Origin of the sequence: Glutamicibacter sp. FBE19 (assembly GCF_015524875.1) — a bacterium.
Taxonomy (GTDB): Bacteria; Actinomycetota; Actinomycetes; order Actinomycetales; family Micrococcaceae; genus Glutamicibacter; species Glutamicibacter halophytocola.
Genome location: NZ_JACKQN010000003.1, coordinates 115898 through 134159 on the forward strand (window position 1 = coordinate 115898; position 18262 = coordinate 134159).

The 18262-nt window shown below is 59.3% G+C and carries 16 protein-coding genes; 5 read left to right on the plus strand and 11 right to left on the minus strand.

Annotated features, from left to right (window positions below; all coding sequences use genetic code 11):
- Window positions 1-4: 4 nt before the first annotated feature.
- Window positions 5-682, plus strand: a complete 678-nt coding sequence (rnc, locus tag H6F58_RS06330; RefSeq protein ID WP_060701451.1) for a ribonuclease III — start codon at window positions 5-7, stop codon at window positions 680-682.
- A gap of 11 nt (window positions 683-693) precedes the next feature.
- Complete coding sequence (mutM, locus tag H6F58_RS06335) at window positions 694-1614, plus strand: bifunctional DNA-formamidopyrimidine glycosylase/DNA-(apurinic or apyrimidinic site) lyase (protein WP_195181362.1); 921 nt, start codon at window positions 694-696, stop codon at window positions 1612-1614.
- 315 nt (window positions 1615-1929) lie between these two features.
- On the opposite strand, the gene H6F58_RS06340 is transcribed toward mutM, so the two are convergent.
- The 8 genes from H6F58_RS06340 to H6F58_RS06375 form a co-directional block, all read right to left on the minus strand.
- Window positions 1930-2154, minus strand: a complete 225-nt coding sequence (locus H6F58_RS06340; protein ID WP_244652392.1) for a hypothetical protein — start codon at window positions 2152-2154, stop codon at window positions 1930-1932.
- Window positions 2155-2272: 118 nt separating this feature from the next.
- Window positions 2273-2734: a prevent-host-death protein gene (locus H6F58_RS06345; protein ID WP_195181560.1), complete on the minus strand. Its 462-nt coding sequence runs from the start codon at window positions 2732-2734 to the stop codon at window positions 2273-2275.
- A gap of 125 nt (window positions 2735-2859) precedes the next feature.
- A complete protein-coding gene (locus H6F58_RS06350; RefSeq protein ID WP_195181363.1) occupies window positions 2860-3342 on the minus strand; it encodes a hypothetical protein in 483 nt (160 codons plus the stop codon).
- Window positions 3343-3659: 317 nt separating this feature from the next.
- On the minus strand, window positions 3660-4079 hold the full coding sequence (locus H6F58_RS06355; protein ID WP_195181364.1) for an Imm44 family immunity protein: 420 nt from the start codon (window positions 4077-4079) through the stop codon (window positions 3660-3662).
- Window positions 4080-4112: 33 nt separating this feature from the next.
- A complete protein-coding gene (locus tag H6F58_RS06360) occupies window positions 4113-4469 on the minus strand; it encodes an Abi family protein (protein ID WP_348536384.1) in 357 nt (118 codons plus the stop codon).
- Window positions 4470-4698: 229 nt separating this feature from the next.
- Window positions 4699-5019, minus strand: coding sequence for a hypothetical protein (locus tag H6F58_RS06365; RefSeq protein ID WP_195181365.1), 321 nt, complete (start codon window positions 5017-5019; stop codon window positions 4699-4701).
- A 74-nt stretch (window positions 5020-5093) separates the two neighbouring features.
- Window positions 5094-5936 carry a sulfurtransferase gene (locus H6F58_RS06370; RefSeq protein WP_195181366.1) on the minus strand — a complete coding sequence of 281 codons (843 nt, stop codon included), beginning with the start codon at window positions 5934-5936 and terminating at the stop codon, window positions 5094-5096.
- A 148-nt stretch (window positions 5937-6084) separates the two neighbouring features.
- Complete coding sequence (locus H6F58_RS06375; protein WP_195181367.1) at window positions 6085-6900, minus strand: serine hydrolase domain-containing protein; 816 nt, start codon at window positions 6898-6900, stop codon at window positions 6085-6087.
- A 149-nt stretch (window positions 6901-7049) separates the two neighbouring features.
- Here H6F58_RS06375 and smc point away from each other — a divergent pair, with 149 nt between their 5' ends.
- A complete protein-coding gene (gene smc, locus H6F58_RS06380) occupies window positions 7050-10619 on the plus strand; it encodes a chromosome segregation protein SMC (RefSeq protein WP_195181368.1) in 3570 nt (1189 codons plus the stop codon).
- A gap of 100 nt (window positions 10620-10719) precedes the next feature.
- Here smc and H6F58_RS18135 read toward each other — a convergent pair whose 3' ends face one another.
- Window positions 10720-12321: a tetratricopeptide repeat protein gene (locus H6F58_RS18135; protein ID WP_195181369.1), complete on the minus strand. Its 1602-nt coding sequence runs from the start codon at window positions 12319-12321 to the stop codon at window positions 10720-10722.
- Between the two features lie 346 nt (window positions 12322-12667).
- On the opposite strand from H6F58_RS18135, the gene H6F58_RS06390 reads away from it, so the two are divergent.
- Complete coding sequence (locus H6F58_RS06390; protein WP_060701460.1) at window positions 12668-14128, plus strand: glycosyltransferase; 1461 nt, start codon at window positions 12668-12670, stop codon at window positions 14126-14128.
- Window positions 14129-14229: 101 nt separating this feature from the next.
- Here the strand turns inward: H6F58_RS06390 and H6F58_RS06395 are convergent, their stop codons facing one another.
- Window positions 14230-15498 (minus strand): MFS transporter, encoded by a 1269-nt coding sequence (locus tag H6F58_RS06395; RefSeq protein ID WP_171919662.1) that lies wholly within the window; start codon window positions 15496-15498, stop codon window positions 14230-14232.
- Between the two features lie 329 nt (window positions 15499-15827).
- Between H6F58_RS06395 and H6F58_RS06400 the strand changes: the two genes are divergently transcribed.
- Window positions 15828-17051, plus strand: a complete 1224-nt coding sequence (locus tag H6F58_RS06400; RefSeq protein WP_146275013.1) for a polysaccharide pyruvyl transferase family protein — start codon at window positions 15828-15830, stop codon at window positions 17049-17051.
- Between the two features lie 92 nt (window positions 17052-17143).
- Here the strand turns inward: H6F58_RS06400 and H6F58_RS06405 are convergent, their stop codons facing one another.
- Window positions 17144-18073 carry a GT-D fold domain-containing glycosyltransferase gene (locus tag H6F58_RS06405; protein ID WP_186468052.1) on the minus strand — a complete coding sequence of 310 codons (930 nt, stop codon included), beginning with the start codon at window positions 18071-18073 and terminating at the stop codon, window positions 17144-17146.
- Between the last annotated feature and the right edge of the window lie 189 nt (window positions 18074-18262).

Consider the following 18262-nt stretch of genomic DNA (forward strand, 5'->3'; position numbering starts at 1 on the left):
ACTTATGAAACGTCTCGGAATCGATATTGATTCCGAGACGTTTCGTCTTGCATTCACCCATCGCTCGTATTCATACGAGAACGGTGGCATTCCAACGAACGAACGCCTTGAATTCCTCGGCGACTCGATCCTTGGCTTCTGCGTTGCGGAATACCTCTACGCAAAATTCCCGGATCTGCCCGAAGGCGATCTCGCAAAGCGCCGTGCTGCCATTGTCAGCACCCGTGCCCTGGCGATGATCGCTCGCGATCTGGAAGTCGGAGAGCACTTGCTGCTTGGACGCGGGGAAGCCCAATCCAACGGTGCCAACAAGTCCTCCATTTTGGCTGACACCATGGAGTCGATTCTTGGTGCCACCTACCTGGTACAGGGGATGGACGCCGCACGAGCCTTTGTGCTGCGCTTTGTCACCCCGCTGCTAGAGGATCCCCGGCTGATTGGAGCCACAACCGACTGGAAGACTGTTATCCAGGAAGTCGTTGCCTCCCGCAAACTTGGCGAGCTTCGTTACCAGGTCACCGGATCCGGCCCGGACCACGCCCGCACCTACATTGCTGTACTGCAAATTGGCGACGAGGGATACGGGCAGGGACATGGTCCCTCGAAAAAAGAAGCTGAGCAGGAAGCTGCCCACCAAACGTGGTTGCAGTTCAATCCTGGCGAGCAAGTACCCAAAAGCTAAGCGCCACCCAGATGCCTGAACTGCCAGAAGTGGAAGTAGTCCGTCGAGGGCTGGAAAAATGGGTGCGCACGCGAAGGATCGAAGCCGTGCAGGTGCTGGATCCGCGTTCGGTCAGACGGCACCTTGATGGTCCGCTCGATTTCGAGCAAACTTTGACAGGCTGCACCATCTCCTCGGTGGTGCGCCGAGGAAAATTTCTCTGGCTAGGACTCGATGGGCTGGATGTGCCGTCGGTCCTCGTCGCGCACCTGGGGATGAGCGGCCAACTACTAGTTGAGCAACCAGAAGCGGCAGACGAAAAACACCTCAAAGTCAGGTTGTCTCTGGGGGAGCACCTGGATTATCCAGATGAACTCAGATTTGTTGATCAACGGATATTCGGCGGGATGTTCCTCTCGCCGCTGGTAGCAACCTCCGACGGGCTGCCGGCCGGGCTGGGGTCCCCAGAACCTGCCATACCCCAGGCTGCCGCGCACATTGCCCGCGATGTCCTTGACCCGAATCGCAGCGCCGAGGACCTCTATCTTGCCCTGCGCCGCCGTACTACCGACCTCAAGCGCGCCATCCTGGACCAGGCAGTCATTTCCGGGGTGGGCAACATCTACGCTGATGAGGCGCTATGGCAGGCCAAGCTGTCGGGATCCCGGAAAACTGCCACGATCAGGCGTCCTGAAGTACAACGGCTCAACGATGCCCTGATCGATGTCATGACCCGCGCGCTGGCGGCCGGCGGCACCAGCTTTGATTCCTTGTACGTGAATGTCAACGGAGCCAGCGGCTATTTTGCCCGCTCGCTCAACGCGTACGGGCGCGAGGGCAAAGCCTGCCTGCGCTGCGCCGACAACGGGGTGGCCTCGGTGATCCGCCGGGACGCGTTCATGGGGCGTTCGTCCTATACCTGCCCGGTGTGCCAGCCACGTCCGCGGCGCTGATCAGGATCCGATTTAGATGTGGCGGCGTATGCGGAGCGGCAATCAGAGCGCGTAGAAGTGGACCTTTTCGTGGTCTCTCGTCGCGCCGATATCGATAACTCGTATCGCATGCTTGAGAACATCAGAGCGGTGCCATCCGTGATGAGAAGCAGGGTTGGCACCGCGAGCATTTTATGTCGGTGGCGGCGTGGACTGCGGCGGCCCGAGGCGGATTCCCCGATCGCCGAAGAACGCGTCGATTTCGCGCTGGGGCCTGCCTGTCACGTCTTCTGAGAGCAGTCGCATCACCCGCGGGGTGAACTATCCGATGCCGGGCTACTTTGTCTCGTGGGGATGAGCAGTATGGACCTGTTCCAGGAAGACAGTGCCAGCGTCAACGTAGAACCATACCCGAGCTGTGCCCTTGAGTGTGGGTTTATGCTGCCAGCGCTCGCATGTTCGGTCGCCCCGAGTGATCACGCCCAGCGATCCTTCGAGCGGGTAGTTGCTCGGGGTTCTCATCAAGGGGGTGCGAGTCAGGAAATCCCAGGTCTCGCTCATGGGTTCCTGATCGTAGCTACGAGGTCTCGCCAGCCCTTTTCTGACTGATTCGTGGCGAACTTCAACACGTATTCCGACTTCTTCGCAGGACGTGGGACAAGGGTCTGCTTAGCCATGGTCAGGGGCGCTCGACTACAGTGTCGTCGTCTTCGTCAAGCCATTCGACCGGCTCAGAGCCCAGGCCCGCAGCGATTGCCGTAGCGGTCTCGCGCCAGCTGGTGAGTTTCGTGATCGCCAGGTGAGGCTGCTGCGTCTCGAAGGACGCTCGAGCGGCGTCGATGAGGTCCCGGGCGCACTGCTCGCGGTCCTGGGCGCTCAGTGCGTACATCCACGGGTACCGGCTGGCCATGCGCTCGCTCAGGAGGCCATCCTCGAGCGTCACCGTGATGAGCGTGCCGGCGATGTTCAGGAGCTCGGCGCGGGCGTCGGCCTCGCGTTGAGACATGAGCACGAGGGACTCGCCGTCGCGGCGGGTCACTGTGACGGGGTGCTCCTCGGCCTCGGCGAAGACCTCGGCCGAGTGCTTGCTTAAATCCGATGAGCGTCGGGTGGTCGTGGAAGAATCAGCTGCGATCGCCATGATTCCATGATATTCGGAACGTGTTCGGAAGTATGGTGCACGGCGTGCGCAATGATTGCAATAGTACGCGTCCATGGCGATTCCACCGATCGGCAAGCGACGTGTACTTCACCGCATGGACGCCGTCAGATGTCGAGGCTGGCGAGCGCAGAACGGAACAGCTCGGTCTTGTCCTTGCCGTTCTTGAACGCTTTGCCGGTCCGCAAGCGAGGACCCGTTTCGTGCTCGGTGCTCAGATCTTCTGTCTCTGCACGATTGAACTCGCGAGCCCACTCAAGTTCGAAGGTCTCGCGGTTGAAGCGCAGGCAGACCGCGAGCTCGAAATCGAGCTGGTCGTTTCTGAACTGAAAATGACGTTGAGCCCCGGTGGGAAGCATGCGGGTCTTCACTTGAATTCTTCGGTTTTCCTTGTCGATGAGATCGTACGATGCGGTGCCCTGGACTGCCAGAGTGCAGCCATAGACCAGCTTCGTGAGGCGTTCGCCCAGTTCACCGGCCAGGCTGCCTGCTGTGCGGGAGATTCCGCGTCGGGTAAATTCCGCCCGAGCCATTGTTTCCAACCGCAGGAGTTGGCCGGTGGGCAGCTGCTGGAGTTCTTCCGGGGTCATGAGCCTGATTCTACGAGGTCCAAGAACTGCATGAGAAAACGTCGATCGAAGGCGGCTATTTCCTCTACATGCCGAGGATCCTACCTGCCGTGACTGCTTCGCCAGTCATCAAAAGGACCTTGGGCCTCAGGCCGCGGGCGATCTACGAGGCGAGCGAATTCGCCTTGCTGGAAAGCTTCGCCGAGCATTGCACTGGCCAAGGCATAGGTGGTGTGGGCGAGCGCGGGCCGGTCTGGGGCTGTTCTTCGCGATCAATTCCCATACCGGGATTGATGACCTGGCCCGCGTGCACCGTGGCAGCAGGGGAGCACCTGCCTTCAGCGCGTCCAACCGTGCTCGACCGCGATGGCCTCGACGTCGTGCTCGAAGGAGTCGATGTCGAAGTCTGCAATCTTCTTCTTCCGCATGATGTCGAACGAGCGGCGAGCGACATCGTAGAGCAGCCGGCGCAATTCCTGCTCGTCGCCGTTCTTGCGCGCGCTGCGCCACGATTCGTGATCGGCAAAAAGCCGCAGGTCGAGTTCGTTCTTGGCGCGTTTATAGAGCATGCGCTCCGTGCCGCGAGGATAATCCTTTTCATCGCGCTGGAAGACGAAGAGCAGGAACCAATTGTCCAGCCCGCTGCCGTAGTCGCGTTCAGCGAGCCGGTCTGTGAGAATGCTGGACATTGGCACGTAGTACTTCGGGGCGTCTTTTCCCTCGCCGAATGCCTGGATTCCGGTAAAGAACACTCTCATGCGCTGCTTCTAATCTAGTGAGTGGGGCGGCCTTCATTTTCTCATGGCAAACCAGGCCGTAGTAAATAGCGGCCCTTCAATGATTTCCTCCGCGTCCGGTTGGTGCAGGCCGCGGTATTGAAACGAGAGTTGCCCCAGGTCTAAGAGCTCTGTGAGCGCCCAGATTGGCACACGGTCGTCGTATTGCTCACGGAAATGCTCGACGAACTGCTCGTCAGAGCTGGCTTTCCTTTCGCTGGCGGGCTGGAGCCACTGTATATGCCTGATCGGCGCAGGCCCCCTGGCATCAATATTGTCGGTGGCGAAGGCCTCTGTGAAGCTGCGAGCGTCGCTAAAGGAAAAGGGAGACTTCCTGCCGAGCACGTATCCGATCCTCATGCGTACCGCGATCTCGAAACGCTCGACTCAGTCCAGGACCAGCATGCGCAATTGCCGGTCGAAATCGACAATATCCTCTGCATTCCGTAGTGCTGTGCCCGGCCAGCCGATCGATCTGTTCGTCGATAGTCAGCCACGGCTTTGCCTATTCCGGCATGGTGAAGCTGGGAAAGAAAATCAGCCCGCGCCTGACGGCAACATCAGCTGGGCAGGGTGATATTCAGTTGCACTCTGCTCAAGCTCAACCGAACAGCGGCTGCTGATGTTGCAGGTGTTGCGTCTCAAGGAGTTGCGAATCCAAGTATTTTGCCGCTCGGCCCGCGAAGTCCACGGCGAGGTGCATGAGCACGCTATTGGCGCTCAGCCCGAATAAGCCGAGCAAGATCACAAGGGCCACGATGGACCATGCTGAACCGGTCACCAAGGCCAACGTGAGCAAAATGTTCGTGGTGGCCGCCGTAGTCGCGATCGCCACCAGGTTCCGTTGGGCGTGGACAAACCTGCCGCCGGTGAGGAGTCCGGCACAGGAGCCGAGCTTGAATCCGTTGGGCACCTCAGACATCGGGACCGGCTTCCGCGCTCCGCAGGCGCGCCAGCTGGCGCACCTGCGGAGCCTGTCTGATGCGGGGCGCGAATCTACCGGTGCCCGATTACTGATGGAAGCTCAGCATTCCGGCTCCAGGCGCTCCAGCTTCCTGGATAGAGCCTGCCCTGTCCGAGCCCGGCGTATTCCATCGCCAACAGGTTGTGGCAGGCTGTCACCCCGGCCCCGCAGTAGCTGACCACGCCGGAGGCGTCGACAATGCCCTCGGCCGCGAACCTGTCGCGAATTTCCTGGGGCGGCTTGATCATTCCGTCGGCCTCGAGGTGTTCCCGGCATGGAACATTGATCGCATCGGGGATATGCCCTCGGCGAGGGTCGGCTTCGGGAACCTTGCCCAGCCGCGGGTCGGTTTCGGGTTCCTCGCCGCGGTACCGGTTATTCGGCCGGGCATCGATCAGCACGGCTTCCGAAAGAGCTGCCACGTCCCGGGTGGACAGCAGGGAACCTGCAGGCCACAGTCGGGGAGGGAAAACAACGGGCCTCGGATGAACCAGCGAGGAGTCCAGAGTGCCTGGATAAGCTTGGATGCCGCCGGATACCACGGCGGCAGGAACCTCGAGCAGCCGCAGCATCCATGCCAAGCGCGCAGCGATGACCCCGCCCGCGTCATCGTAGGCGGCCACCGGCCTGGAACCGTCAATCCCGGCTCGGGACATGGCCCGGGCGAAATCCTCCGGCGCCGGGAAGGGGCCTCTGCCGGAGTCCTCGGTGATTTCTCCGGTGAGGTCGGCATCGAGATCGACAAATACCGCACCGGGCACATGACCCGTGCGGTAGGCATCAAAACCCGGGCGGTCCCAGTACCAGCGGGCATCAACAATGACGATTTCTTGGAGATGATTTTTGCACCATTGCCAGCTGACAAACGGTTCCATGCGGCCTCACAAATGGCGATAGGACTACGGAAAGTACTGCTTGTTGTCCATATTCGACCCAATTCATGTATCCTGCCAAGTCATGTCCACCATGTGGTGACTGAAGGCTTTTCGAATTCAATAGGGGAAAGGCCATCCTTGAATCGCGTCAGGACAACTGCGAAGCCAGGACCTGCTCATTGAAGGGCTCCCAGGCGTCCACCGCCCACTGGCCGAAATTCTTATCCGTCAGCGTCACGCATGCCAAACGATGCTCCGGGTCGACCCACAGGAACGTGCCGGATTGGCCAAAGTGCCCGAAGGTGCTGGCCGGATGGTCTTTGCCGGTCCAGTGTGGATTCTTGGTGGAACGAATTTCAAAGCCCAGGCCCCAGTCGTTGGGATTCTGCCGCCCGTAACCGGGCAGGATGCCGGCCAGGTTTTCAAAATGAACCCTGGTGGCATCGTCCAGTGTTTCCCGGGCAACGATGGTGGGGTTGAGCAATTCGGCGGCGAACTTGGCCAGGTCCGCGGCCGTGGACCGGCCATCCTTGGCGCAGCTGCCCGCGATCTTGGTGCTGGCCATGCCCAGCGGCGCAAAAACCGCCTCTTGGGCGTAGTCGGCCATGCTGATCGAGGTCTGCGCCTCAAGGTGCGCGGCAAGCTTCTCGAAACCGGTATTGGAGTAGCCGCGCTTGGCACCCGGTGCAAAGCGGATGGTCTCGGAATCAAAGTCGTAGCCGGCGGTATGGGCCAGCAGATGGTGAACCGTGGACCCTTCAGGGCCGGCGGGATCGTCGAGGCTGATCGCTCCTTCTTCCAGGGCTACCAGGAAGGTATAGGCGCTGAGCAGCTTGGTGACCGATGCCAGAGAATACACGCGGTCCACGTCACCGTGCTGGTCGACCACGCCACCGTGGCCATCAATGACAACGGAAACTGCGTTCGCGGAAGGCCACTGGTCAATCTGGCTCAGAATGCTCATGGAATGATCTATCCCTCGATATTTCTTGATGGTATGTGCGAGCAGAATCAGAAAAACCCGAGCGCGCTTCGCTAGAATTGCGTGAAGGATTGAGTGCTACTGCCCAAACCAACCTTAGCGATCCGACCCAGACTTAGGAACTTCACGCCGTGCATCTAAAGACTCTTACCGTTCGCGGATTCAAGTCTTTCGCGTCGGCAACAACGTTCGAGTTCGAACCCGGCGTCACCGCGGTGGTTGGCCCCAACGGCTCCGGCAAATCCAATGTCGTTGATGCGCTCGCCTGGGTGATGGGGGAGCAGGGGGCCAAGACGCTTCGTGGCGGGAAGATGGAAGACGTCATCTTCGCCGGCACGTCCGGACGCCCGCCTTTGGGCCGTGCCCACGTTTCGCTGACCATCGACAACGCCGATGGACAGCTTCCCATTGACTATGCGGAAGTGACCATCTCCCGCACGCTGTTCCGCGCCGGCGGTTCGGAATACGCCATCAACGGGAACTCCTGCCGCCTGCTTGATATCCAAGAACTGCTCTCGGATTCAGGGCTTGGCCGGGAAATGCACGTCATCGTCGGCCAGGGGCAGCTGGACCGCATCCTGCACGCTACCGCCGAAGACCGCCGGGGATTCATCGAAGAGGCCGCCGGGGTGCTCAAGCACCGTCGCAGGAAAGAAAAAACCCTGCGCAAGCTGCAGGCCATGCAGGGCAACCTCGACCGTCTTGAAGACCTCAATGCCGAGGTCCGCCGCCAGCTGGCCCCCTTGGGACGGCAAGCAAAGATCGCGCGCCGCGCCCAGAGCGTGCAGCACGATGTGCGTGATGCCAAGTCGCGTTTGCTCGCTGATGACCTGGTGACCCTCAATAACCGGCTTGCCCAGGACATCGATGACGAGTCCAAGGTCCAGGCGCAGCAGCAAGAAGCCTCGGATCGGCTTGAACGGGTCAAAAGGCATATCGCAGAACTCAGCGCCCAGGTGGAAAATGTCACCCCGCGCTTGGGGCAAATGCAAGATACCTGGGTGGCACTGAGCACCCAGGCCGAACGGTTCCGCTCCTTGGCCGCCTTGGCCCGCGAACGCAGCAAACTGCTGGAAAGCAATGAAACCCACTTTGATTCCAGCCGTGATCCTGAACGGCTCGAATCCCAGGCCGAGCGCCTGGGCGAAGAACTCGAAGAGCTTGAAATGGCACTGGAAGACCGCCACGAAATCCTCGCCGAAGCCGTGGAGGCCAAGGAAGAGGCTGAAGAACAGTCCCGGGCAGAGCAGCAGCGCATGGCGGCCATGCTCCGTGCCGCGGCAGACCGCCGCGAAGGGATCTCCCGGCTGGCCTCGCAAGTCGCCTCGGCGCGCAGCCGGGTGGACGTGACCCGGGCAGAGATTTTCCGGCTGCAGGAAAGCGTTCAATCCTTTGACTCGGACCTGCAACTCGATCAGCGTTCCCATGATGAAGTCTCTGCCGAGCTGGAAACCCAGCTTGCCGGCGAAACGGAGCTGAACGAGGAATTTGAGCTGGCGGACAAGGAATACTCCGCACTGGCCCAAGCCCAGCAGGCCGACACCCAACGGGAACGCGAACTATCGGTGCGCGTCTCCGGCCTGCGCTCAAGGCTTGAAGCGCTGAAGCTCAACACCAAGCCCGATGACCAGTCCTCGCACCTGCTGCAGTCGGCCTCGACTGCGCTGCTCGGGCGCCTTGGCGAGCTGATGACCGTGAACCCCGGCTACGAGCAAGCCGTCGCAGCGATCCTCCGGGACAACGCGGAATCGCTCGTGGCAGTTGATGCCCAGTCGGCAGCCGGCCTGCTTGAGCAGCTCCAGTCCGAGGAGTCCAGCGCCGTCTTCCTGCACGCGGATATCGGCCAAACTGCCACGCCATCGCCAAAGCTGGACAACGCTATTAGCGTCCGCGAAGTCGTCAGTTCAGAGAACAAGGTCTCCGCCCTGCTGGACCAGCTGTTCGAGGGCCACTACGTCGTTGAAGAACTCGGCCAAGCACGCAGCGTGCTGGCTGAATATCCACAGGCGAAGGTAACCACCTTGGACGGGACCACGTTCTCGTCCCTGCGCAGCTCCGTGGGTGATGCCGCTGGAGCGTCGCTGATTGCCCAACAGGCCATGGTGGAGCAAACCGAGGCCGAACTGAACGAATGCCAGGGCGAACTCGGGGTGGTCGAGGAGCGCATTGCCGCGCGTGCACCGCAGCTTTCCGTCGCCGGGCAGCAACGGGAAGACGCGCTCTCGGCGCTGACCGAATCTGATGCCACCATCGATGAGCTCAGTTCATATCTGGCGCGACTGGGACAAAAGCTGCGCAGCGCGCAGGCTGACAAGCTCCAGCTCATCGAGCGCCTGGAAACCTCGAACGAGAAGCTGGAAATCGAGCAGGAATCCCTTGAAGAGATCACCGAGCGCATGGAGCTTGCCTCCACGGACCAGGAAGAAGAAACCATCGATGACGCAGCGCGTGCCGCGCTCGCCGATGCCGCCGCTGCCGCGCGCCAGCAGGAACTAGAAGCCCGCCTGGCGTTGCGCAGCAGCGAGGAGCGGGTCTCGGCGCTGCGCTCGCGGATCGAGGGGCTTCGCCGTACCGCAGCTGCCGAACGCAACCACCGCGAAGTCGCAGCCCGCCGGGCCGAACAGCGCAAGGCGCAGGCTGCCAATGCGAGCCGAGTCGAACAGGCCGCCGAACGGGTTTTGCGCTTCATTGAAGTCTCGGTGTCCATGGCCGGGCAGGAACGCGAAGAACTCGCTTCCAAAAAAGCCGAAATCGACCAGATGCTCGGCAACCAGCGCACCGAGGCCGAGCAGCTCAGCGCCGAACTGGCCAGGCTAGCCGACGCGGTGCACCGTGATGAGATGGCCCGCGCCGAATTGCGCCTGCGCATCGAAAACCTGGAAACCAAGGCCCTGGAAGAACTGGGATTCACTCCCGATCACCTGATTGCCAACTATGGCCCGGATCAACTGATCCCTGAAGCCATCGATGAAGATGATAAATGGGGGAGCCTGCGCCAAAATGTCGACGAAGACGGCAACCCCATTGGAACCAAGCCCTTTGACCGCGTTGAACAGGAAAAGCGCCTGAAGAAAGCGGAGCGGGACCTATCGGCCTTGGGCAAGGTCAATCCGCTCGCGCTCGAGGAATTTGCGGCTCTCGAAGAACGGCACAAGTTCCTCTCGGGCCAGCTTGAAGACCTGAAGAAGTCCCGGGGAGACCTTGAACAGATCATTGCCGATGTGGATGCCCACGTGGAGCGGGTCTTCACCGAGGCTTATAACGACACCGCGGTTCAGTTCAAGCGGATCTTTGACCGGCTGTTCCCCGGCGGCGAGGGCCAACTCGTGCTCACCGATCCAGAACACATGCTGACCACGGGCATCGAAGTGGAAGCGCGTCCCGCCGGGAAGAAGATCAAGCGCCTGTCGCTGCTCTCCGGTGGCGAGCGGTCATTGACGGCAGTGGCTCTGCTCGTTGCGATCTTCAAGGCGCGCCCTTCGCCCTTCTATGTCATGGACGAGGTCGAGGCGGCACTTGATGACATGAACCTGGGACGTCTGATCACGATTTTCGAGGAGCTTCGCGAGTCCTCACAGCTGATCGTCATTACCCACCAGAAGAAGACCATGGAAGTGGCCGACGCGCTTTATGGCGTTACCATGCGCGGCGACGGTGTCACCACGGTCATCAGCCAGAAGATGGAACGAACCCTGACCTAGCGGGGACACCGCTCCTCGCGCCCAGCCATCAAATGGCCAAGGGGGAGGAGAGCTCCTGCAGGGAATAGAGCATTACGGATACAGGCGAACTGCCCCGCGCCTACTGGCTGGCGCTGGCCAGATGGCGCCGTGCGATGGCCGACTGCACAGCTGCCAAGCGTTCCTGGGCTCGCAGCCATTGCGGGTCCAGTCGAACGGCTTCACCCATGGCGGCTTCCGCTCCGGAGAGGTCACCGGCCTTGATCAGGCATTCGCCCAAGCGCAGGTGCGAGGCTGGCTTGTCCGGTGAAATGCGGCAGGCCTGTTCCATGGCGTTGGCCGCTTGCTGGTAGTCCTTTTGCCCGGCAAAGGCGTAGCTGAGGCGTACGTGGTAGTGCGAATTCCCGGGGGCCAGATCGATGGCCTGTTGCATCGAGACTTGAGCAGGGCGGTAGTCCTGTGCTTTCAGCTGCCATTCACCCAGGCGAAGACGGTATTCCGGTTTCTCGGGTGCCATCGCGACGGCGTGCTGCATTGCATCAATGGCATCGGACCAGCGGTTCTGGTCTGCGTACGCATAGCTCAAGCGGACGTGTGCCGCCGGTTGTTTGGCATTGATCTGCAGGGAGCGGCTAATGGAGGCTTCTGCCTCCTTTGATCTGCCTGCTTTCAGCAGCAGCTCGCCTAGGCGCAAGCGGGCATCTGCTTTTGACGGCGCCGCTTTGACTGCCTGGCGAATGGCCCGGATGGCATCGGACAGGTTCCCGTGTTTTTCGTGAATCCGGCTGAGGCGCGCATGTGCACGGGCCAATGACGGATCAATGGCTATGGCCCTTTGAAATGCCAATTTGGCTTCGTCGAATTCGCCGGCGGCGAGCAGCATTTCGCCCAGCCGATAGGGCAGCCGCGCGATTTTTGGATTCATGGACTCAGCGGTGCGCATGGCCTTGATGGCGGCGGCACTATTTCCTTGCCGGGAAAACTCGGCAGCCTGCTTTTCGTGCGGATAGTGCGTGAGCTCCGTATTGGTTCTCACCACGTTATAGAAGTTGTCCAGATCGAATTCGCCGTGGGCAATCTCGCTGACGAGGCGCTTGAGCTTGTAGGTGTCATTCAAGAAGAACGAAACCGGATGCCCTCCATATTCCAATGGAACCAGTGTTCCCTTGGTCATGCGCTCGATGCCATGGGCATGTTCCACGTCTACCGTATCCGGGCAATAGAAGACGTAGCCTTGGGCGTCCTTGCAGTCTCCTGAGCGGATGTAATTGTGCTTGAAGTCAAAAAGATGTCCTTCGTCGCCCCATCGATCGTCCTTGATCTCGCCGTCAGCGGCGATATCGTACAGCGGTGAAAGGGCAATGAACGTTTTAGCGCCAAGTTTCGTTGCGAGGCTGATGGCGGCCATGCCACCCATGCTCCCGCCGTAGGTGATTAAAGTGGTCCCCGTGGCATGTTCCTTGATGATGTCGACGACTTGTTCGATTTCATCTGTTTGGTACCAGTGGTTTCTGCTGCGCTTAACCAGGAATTCATTCAATCCGAGTTGTGCAAAGATGCCACGTCCGTAGCCGCCCTCGAAGGGGCTGGGCTCAACGGCGTCGATGTACTTGTTCCTCGCCTCGAAAGTGACGATTGATATGGGAAAACCGCCGTCGTGATAGTCGAGGGCAAGGTCGCGGCCGACAAACAGCTCTTCGTGGAAAACGGAATTCTTTAGCACGGGTAAACCCTAGCTTCGCGACGATGGCGGGTTCAATACATTACCGAGGCGCCGTGTCGCTTTCCATCGAGGTGAAGTGGTCCATGGTGGCCGGCACGTGAGAGTTCGCGATCTTCAATCGACATGATTAGAGTGGTCAATGCCCAATCGGAACTATCGTTATGAATTTGTAACATTACTAATCAGGTTGCAAATAGCACCTTCCCAATGGTCGCTTCTAGTGTCGCTTCTCTGTATATAATTAGGGTAGACATACATCGAACCCGGAAGGGTTCTGGAATTTGGGAAATTGATGGCTCTGTTTAGAAGGCGCAGTAAAGCTTCAAGTGGCAACGTTTCGCATGCGGTGTCCCCGCCGGATCAGGGCGAGCCCGCAGCGCCAGTGATCCCCGCGGCGCGCGCCAAGGCCACGGCTCCGCAAATTTCCGGTGATCCCGAAACGGTGGCAGAGGCCGCTGAGCCGCAACCGGCCGGAGTTTTTGTCAGCGTCATCATTCCTGTTTACAACTCAATGCCCTACTTGACTGAATTGCTCAACTCCCTGGAACTGCAGGACTTGGACAAGAGCCTTTACGAGGTCATTGCAGTCAACGACGGATCCACTGATTTTGGCGGGGAGATCCTGGATGTCTATGCCAAGCGCAACGACAACTTCACCGTCGTGCATCAGGAAAACAGCGGGTGGCCGGGCAAACCGCGCAATGTCGGAACTGCACTGGCCAAGGGCGAGTATGTTTTCTATGCGGATTCTGATGACACCTTGGGAACCGAAGCGCTGCGCCGCATGCGCGACTTCGCCTTGGAGCATGATGTAGATGTCCTCGCCCCAAAACTCGTGCCCGTTGGCGGTCGAGTGATCCGCACTTCACTGTTCTCTTCAACCCAGATCGATGTGCCACTCGAACAGATCTTTGCGACTTTGATGCCGCAGAAGCTCATTCGCCGCCAGATGATCCTCGATCACGACCTGCGCTTTGCGGAGGAAAAAGTCCGTCTCGAAGATGGAATGGTGCTGGCAGGATGCTACCTGCATGCCAAGCGCGTGAGCGTCCTTGGCGATTACGACTACTATTACATTCGTGAACGCGGGGACGGGAACAACATCAGTGCCCAGCCTTTTGAGCCAATGGGCTACGTCGAATCCATGACGCACATCAGCAATACGATCCGCGCCAACACCCTTGACGATCCAGAGCTGGGCCGCCGCCTGATTGCAGGCCTATTCAAGCGCAAGGGCTTGAAGTTCTTCGCCGGAGAGCGGTTCTTGAAATACCGTGAAGCCCGCGCCAAGCTGTGGACGGCGGCATTCGGCCCATACGTCCAGGAGTTCCTGGCCGAGCGCACCGGCGAAGTGCTCAGCGAGCACGATGCTGCCAAGGCCGCGGCAATTATTGCCGGGGACTACGAGGAACTGAAGCGGCTGGCGGCGAAGGATGATGACGTTGCTGGGCGCCCGGAGCTGATCAAGGCCACCAGCAAGAGCGATCATTTTGAATTGCGCTTCTCCAGCCCTGCCATCGGGCCGGCTCCTCGTGGAGTATATGTTGACGAACGCGAAACCGATCGTCGTCTTCAGTTCCCCATCGTTGAGCAAGACTCCGGGCAGTACATTGCCAAGATTTCCTACGCAACGTTGGGCGCCAGCTTCAAGGGCAAAGCAGACATACACGTCAATTACGACCATGCAGAAACCCGGCGTATTCGCATGCCGGCCAACGTCAAGGAAACAACACATGCCGGTGCCATTGTGTTCCGGACAGTCACCGGTGCGTTGAGCATCGATCTGCGCAAGGCGAAGCTCGCCTGAACGCGCACAAGAAAATGATGGAGTGGATGCCATAGTTGGCATCCACTCCATCATTTTAAAACCAGGTTCCGGCGCCGAGCGGTGCTGCGGGCCGCCGGTGACTAGCGCGGGTTCTTGGGAGCCGGGGATTCCTCGTCCAACGCCACAGGGCGGATCGTGCGGGGAACCAGGGACCAGCCAATCAAGCCCACCAGGGCAACCAGGGCCGAGATTCCAAAGGCAATTTCATAGTTCAGCGTGTCAGCCAGGAAGCCTGCAAGCAGCGGGCCGATAATCGCTCCGAAATCCTGGCACATCTGGAAACCGGCCAAAGCCTTGCCGCCGTTGCGTCCGGTGCCGATGACATCGGAAACCGACGCCTGCTGCGCCGGCCCGAGGATGCCGCCGCCGAAACCGGCGAAAATCGAGCAAATGACAAACCCGGCCCCCGAGGTGAAAATCCCCATGGATCCGATGGACAGCAGCAAGAGGGCCAAGCCAATCATGACTGGCATCTTGCGGCCCACCTTATCGGTCAGCTTCCCGGAGAATAGCAGTGCGCAGCCATTGCCAATGGCAAACAACGCCATCGACAATCCGGCAATCGTGGTGCCCAAGCCCTGACCGAAAACGGATAAGGCAAAGAGCGGAATCATGCTGTTGCGGATGCCGAAGGCCAGCCATCCGTAGCTGAAACCGGAGAACAGCGCCGCGCGATAGGCGGGGGAGCTCAGCGCCTCCCGGGTCGTGACCACTTCGATGGCTTGGCGGGTCGTGGCAGAATCCTCGGCATCCCGATCCAGGTCGCGGCGGCGGCCCAGCGCGAAGTAGACCACGGCTGCAGCGATCACCAGGGCGGTGCCGTAAATGAAGAACGGCAGGCGCATGCCCAGCGGCGCCAAGAAGCTTCCGAGCACCGGACCGGCCACGTTGCCCAGCAAGAAGGCGCCGGCGTACAGCCCGGAAATGCGGCCGCGGGACTCTTCGGGTGAAAGCCGCGCAATCAAGGCCATCGCGGAAATGGTGAACATGGTGGATCCGAAGCCGCCGAGTCCGCGAGCGATCAGCAACTGGGTGTAATCCTGGACAATTCCGCACAACAGCGTCGAGACGGCCACCAGCAAGACACCTGTGACATAAATGCGCGGTTCCCCGAGCTTGCCCACCAACGCACCGGCCACCGGAGCGAAAATCAAACGGGTAAAGGCAAAGATGCTCACGATAACACTGGCCGCGGCCGCGCCGACATCAAAACTCACTGCATACTGCGGCAGGATCGGGGCGATGAGCCCAAATCCCAGAGCGATAATGAAGGCCGCCACCAGAAGGACGCCAATTTCGCGGGGGATCGGCGCGCGTGAAGCCGCTGTGCGGTTGAAAAACTTGATCATTGCCGATGGCCTGGGGCTAAACAGGCCTTCCAGCCTTTCTACGGGACAGATAAGGGCGATAGGGCCAAACTAAGTCTATGTCTTCCTGGTCTTTCATATTTTGGCTACATGATGATGGCTCGGTATGGATACCCCCTAGGCTGGACCAGTCCATTCACCTGTCAGTTCACAATGGGCCGGGATATTGAGCAAAGTCGGCACGCGTATGATTGGCTAGAGTGAAATTCGGGCATGCATCCCTCAGGCGAGACGAGGCCCTGTCTTATACCGCGTGATGAAGCTACGACCAATTCGCTGGTATTCGAAGTCGAACTACATGGAGGAAGAACTTGGCAGAGCTGGCCAACGCCCATCATTGTGCTATTGCCGAATTGGCTAATGACCCCATCGGCAGCGCAATTTTTACGAAGTTGTCCAGTGACGACACGGAGATTCGTGCCGCGGTACCTGTCCTGGGGTCGACCGTTGCAGTCCGATGCGTGCCTTCGAGCGAGGGATATATTGTCGGATGCGTCGGAACTAATGCCGCTGCCCTCCAATGGCTTAACGACGTGCTGATTACGCAGGCATCGGTGGAATTCGATGTGCATGGCAATCCAATGCATGCGCTAGCCACCCGCGTGCCAACCGGAAATGTCCCGGCAGAGATGATCCGCGCGGGACAAAAATTATTGGCATTGCGCAGGCAAGAGGAAGTTGGGGATTTCGACCCGGGAACCCACATTCCCATGCATTGGTACTCGGCCAAACTCAACTTTGGCGACTGGGTGGGTCCACAAATGGTCCAGGCATACTCGGGTCGCCAACCAATTCAGTTCAACCGCCCCGGAACCAATGCCCGCGCCTTGTTCAGCGTTGGTTCGATTGCAGGCAAGATCAACCGGCACAATGTTGATGTTTGGGGCAGTGGCTTGATGCGTCCATTGACGATCAAGGAAGTTGAAGTGCGCAAGCGGCTCAAAGGGATTAAGGTCCACGCAGTGCGCGGCAAGCTGACCCGTCGCGAGCTGCAAGATTCACTCGGTTGGGAAGTTCCCGAGGTCTATGGCGACCCAGCGCTACTTTTGCCAGATGTAATCCCGCCCCAGGACCAAGGTCATGGCCAAGTCGCAGTCGTTCCGCACTACGTTCATTTGCCAAGAATTGACCACAATGCTGTGAGCGGACGAGTGGTAGATGTGCGCAATGATGTCAAGACGGTCGTCGAGGAGATCGCCGGGGCCCAAGCTGTGGTGTCCAGCTCCTTGCATGGTTTGATTGTTGCCCAGGCATATGGCGTGCCCTGGGTATGGCTTGACGTCATTGACCACCAGCTGGGGGGCAAGGACTTCAAGTTCGAGGACTTCTTCAGCTGTCTGGACCGCGAGGCCGTAAGCCGGATACAGGTCAGCGCAAGCGAGCTCGCAAGTATCGATCTAGCGGCACTGGGAGCCAAAGCGACGCTGCCGGCGCTTCAGATTGACTTGTCCCTGCTACGCGACGCGTTTCCGATCGATCCTGTGTCTGGCCCGCTACACGAAGATTTTCGTGCCCGTGTAGAAGTACTGCGCTAGCCCGGAATTGCTCATCGACAAAGCCCACCTGGTCAGATGCGGAAGTGTCTGGCAGGTGCTTTGTCTATTGCCGCAAGGCTTGCCGCCTGACGCTACGAATTTTTCTCGCCATCAGTAGTCACTGCGGTGGCTTCGGGGCGCGGCGCGCCCTTGAAGACATTCTCATAGCTGTTTGAGAGATGGCCGATATCCAGCGCTCGTTTTCCGGCCCCAGCAAGGCGATGGGCAAGGATCCCTCCGGCGGGCCCTAAGGCGATGAGCACGAGTTCACAGTCGCTGTCGGCAACGAGAGCTTGAACGCGATCCAAATCGTCGTACGCTCCCACTGGTTTCGAATAAATGAACTCGTGGCTCGCAAGGTTGTCGAACAGCTCAGGAATCAGATCAAATCGTGACCCTTCACCGGTCACGATAGCCACCTTTTTGCCATCCCATACTTGACGCCACAGATCAACGGCACGCTGTCCCAAGGTCGAGAAGGCTTGGGGGCGAGTAACGTGGGCGCAGGCGTAGGCGCGGTCAGAAGCTGTAAGCTGCACTAAGCGCGGCCATAGTTCCTGATACACGCCGGACCAATGTGCATCACGGAACAGCTGGGGAAAACCAACTGCCAAATTGGCATCATTACTGGTGAAAACATTCCGAAGGTCTTCTTGGAGTTCGGGGGAGTTCTTCTGAAATCGAAGATTGAAATCATTGAGCAGCATGAGCCGGAACTCGCCGTCACCGAAACGGGACATGGACACATCCGTTGTGGCTAGCAGTTCCAGAGTTTCCAGCAGCGTTTTGACTTGATTGCGGTGGAACTTTGATACGTCCTGCATGACTTCAGAGGTTGCCGCAAGCCGGATAGTTTCGAGCTCCCGTCGATGTGTCTTCAGCTCATTGTGAATCTGGCGCAGCAGGGTCTTCTGATCCGGGTCGGCAGTAATCGGCGGGTCCAGCGTTACTGCGATTGGCTTGCTATTGACTACTTTGACGCTGAAAATTCTGTTGGCGACTTTTCGAATGCGATCTAACATGCGGAAATCCTCTTTCACTTCAGCTCTTGTTGAGCTTATCATTCTCCTCTTGCGTCATTTCCACTTCAATTGGCGCTGCAGACACATATACAGCAGGTTCTGACTAGGAAAATCATCAACGGGGTCAATCAGTGATCCCGGATCAACCCGCAGGCTTTGAAAGGATAATCGTCGAACAGTGGGCCGTAT

Bases quoted from the DNA above. Each gene is read 5' to 3' on its own strand.
- H6F58_RS06340 (WP_244652392.1), bottom strand. From the start codon at position 2,154: ATGAGCGAGACCTGGGATTTCCTGACTCGCACCCCCTTGATGAGAACC.
- rnc (WP_060701451.1), top strand. From the start codon at position 5: ATGAAACGTCTCGGAATCGATATTGATTCCGAGACGTTTCGTCTTGCA.
- H6F58_RS06345 (WP_195181560.1), bottom strand. From the start codon at position 2,734: ATGGCGATCGCAGCTGATTCTTCCACGACCACCCGACGCTCATCGGAT.
- H6F58_RS06370 (WP_195181366.1), bottom strand. From the start codon at position 5,936: ATGGAACCGTTTGTCAGCTGGCAATGGTGCAAAAATCATCTCCAAGAA.
- H6F58_RS06355 (WP_195181364.1), bottom strand. From the start codon at position 4,079: ATGAGAGTGTTCTTTACCGGAATCCAGGCATTCGGCGAGGGAAAAGAC.
- H6F58_RS06375 (WP_195181367.1), bottom strand. From the start codon at position 6,900: ATGAGCATTCTGAGCCAGATTGACCAGTGGCCTTCCGCGAACGCAGTT.
- mutM (WP_195181362.1), top strand. From the start codon at position 694: ATGCCTGAACTGCCAGAAGTGGAAGTAGTCCGTCGAGGGCTGGAAAAA.
- H6F58_RS06395 (WP_171919662.1), bottom strand. From the start codon at position 15,498: ATGATCAAGTTTTTCAACCGCACAGCGGCTTCACGCGCGCCGATCCCC.
- H6F58_RS06405 (WP_186468052.1), bottom strand. From the start codon at position 18,073: ATGTTAGATCGCATTCGAAAAGTCGCCAACAGAATTTTCAGCGTCAAA.
- H6F58_RS06365 (WP_195181365.1), bottom strand. From the start codon at position 5,019: ATGTCTGAGGTGCCCAACGGATTCAAGCTCGGCTCCTGTGCCGGACTC.
- H6F58_RS06350 (WP_195181363.1), bottom strand. From the start codon at position 3,342: ATGACCCCGGAAGAACTCCAGCAGCTGCCCACCGGCCAACTCCTGCGG.